This is a genomic window from Flectobacillus sp. (assembly GCF_049240685.1).
Lineage (GTDB): Bacteria > Bacteroidota > Bacteroidia > Cytophagales > Spirosomataceae > Flectobacillus.
This window is the reverse complement of record NZ_JBMLSD010000153.1, coordinates 1-1760: the sequence shown is the minus strand read 5'-3', so window position 1 is coordinate 1760 and position 1760 is coordinate 1. Positions and strand designations below refer to the sequence as shown.

The following is a 1760-nucleotide window of genomic DNA, read 5'->3' as shown; positions in this document are numbered from 1 at the left end:
TAGGAAAAAGTTTGATTTTTTGAAGTGCTACTCAAATTACATTTAATCAACTGCAAAGAAAATATATTGGTCAATAGCTCTTCAATCTAATAATAATCTTACAGTGTAGATTCATAATCAATGACAGAAAGGGAAAAAATCATCTACAAAACTCAACCAAGGCTTATTCTTTTGAGTATAACCCTTGGTGGTTTTGTCTTGAGCCAACTTTTAAGTATACTAATATTAAAAAGCTCAAAAAATGATTTCAGCTATTTACCTATATCATTTATTATACTTTTTGAAACCCTATCGTTAACCGCACTTTATTATTTCTTAAAAATCAGAACTGTTCAGCTTAGTGAAAAGGCACTTATTATTTCCTATTTGAATCTACCAATAAGGGAAAAATTCACATTTGAAGAAATAAAAAGTCTGCATCAAACAAAGGAAAAGGTCATAATCAACGAGGGTGTATTTTCAAAGTCAGGGTATAACTTTTATCATATTACAACTTTAATATTGCTCAAAAATGACAAGATGATTAAGCTTTACAGTATTGGTGAAATGGACTTTCAGGAGCTAATACAAACCTTTCAAAGGTTGAGACGTGGTGAGGGTAAAATCAAAGTCCAAAAACGGCATAGATTTCTATACCTATTGGACAATCTTCATGATGTATTCATGACAATTATTTTCTTATTTATAACCATTGGGCTTGGATGCGCCCTTTTGTTTGGTTAATTTACCTGATATTCTTTCCGTGGCGAGTGTCTCACTCGACAACTCGCGGCAGCACAGCGTACTACTTTTACAATCTTTACTCAAAAACTTTTGGGGTAAGTCTTTGCTAGCGCCAGTTAGTCAGTGAGACACTGACCACGGAGGTAAACAGAGTTTATCTAAGGAATTAATTTTCACATCTTGGCTCCAGTCACCCTATATCACATGATTCGACATTTTTATTTTGTATTTATAATGATTTTGCTTTCATGCAAAAAAGACTCACAAACAACCGAAAAAGCACAGCAGGTTGATTCGCTTTCTAATGGTACATCGAAACCTATTGAAAGCCCGAAGCAATTTGAATTTACAGTCGCCACAGAACAGGATTTCATCAAGGCAAAAGCAAAATTCAAAGATAAACTGACTCAGGATACAATCAATTTTCCTAAAATTAACGGAGAAATCAAACTACCAATTGAAGGAGACAAACCTACCCAACTCTCCTTCAGAGATACACTTTTAAATACAGACGATGAGAACATTAGAGAGTATAAATATGAAGGACAATTCAAAGATATAGACCATTATGTGGTCAGTGGTACATTCTGGGAGCACCATGAAATCTATTTGATCAACAAAAAAACAGGAGAAAATACATTACTTTGGAACAATCCAAATTTATCTCCCTCCAACCAATTTATTGCAAATCTATCGCTACCATTTGGGCTTGAAGGAACACCCATTGGTATTCAGATTTGGCGTATTAATAAAACAAAAAACACCTCAAATTTTAGTATCTCAAAGCATCTAGAAATAAACCCAATAGACTGGGCTCCAACTGATTTTGTATGGAAGTCAGACAAAATTATTCTTCTAAAAGTAGCAAAGGTTGATGCTTTTTTAAATAACAATGGCATCCCTCACAAGAATGATTATTACTATCTAAAATTGAGTTTTTAATTCTGAACACTAATTAAATCATCAAAAAACCTACCTACTTATGCTATCAAAAGAATAAAAAATCGAGTATCTTATGTGGTTTATAAAAAGGGATA

The 1760-nt window shown here is 33.1% G+C and carries 2 protein-coding genes; both read left to right on the top strand.

All coding sequences use genetic code 11. The features are described 5' to 3' along the window. Positions 1–120 precede the first annotated feature (120 nt). Positions 121–723, top strand: coding sequence for a hypothetical protein (locus ACOVQ4_RS07025; protein WP_421819942.1), 603 nt, complete (start codon positions 121–123; stop codon positions 721–723). Between the two features lie 204 nt (positions 724–927). Continuing rightward, positions 928–1665 (top strand): hypothetical protein, encoded by a 738-nt coding sequence (locus tag ACOVQ4_RS07020; protein WP_421819941.1) that lies wholly within the window; start codon positions 928–930, stop codon positions 1663–1665. The last annotated feature ends 95 nt before the right edge of the window (positions 1666–1760 follow it).

Coding starts and splice junctions, on each gene's coding strand:
- ACOVQ4_RS07025 (WP_421819942.1), top strand. CDS start 121: ATGACAGAAAGGGAAAAAATCATCTACAAAACTCAACCAAGGCTTATT.
- ACOVQ4_RS07020 (WP_421819941.1), top strand. CDS start 928: ATGATTCGACATTTTTATTTTGTATTTATAATGATTTTGCTTTCATGC.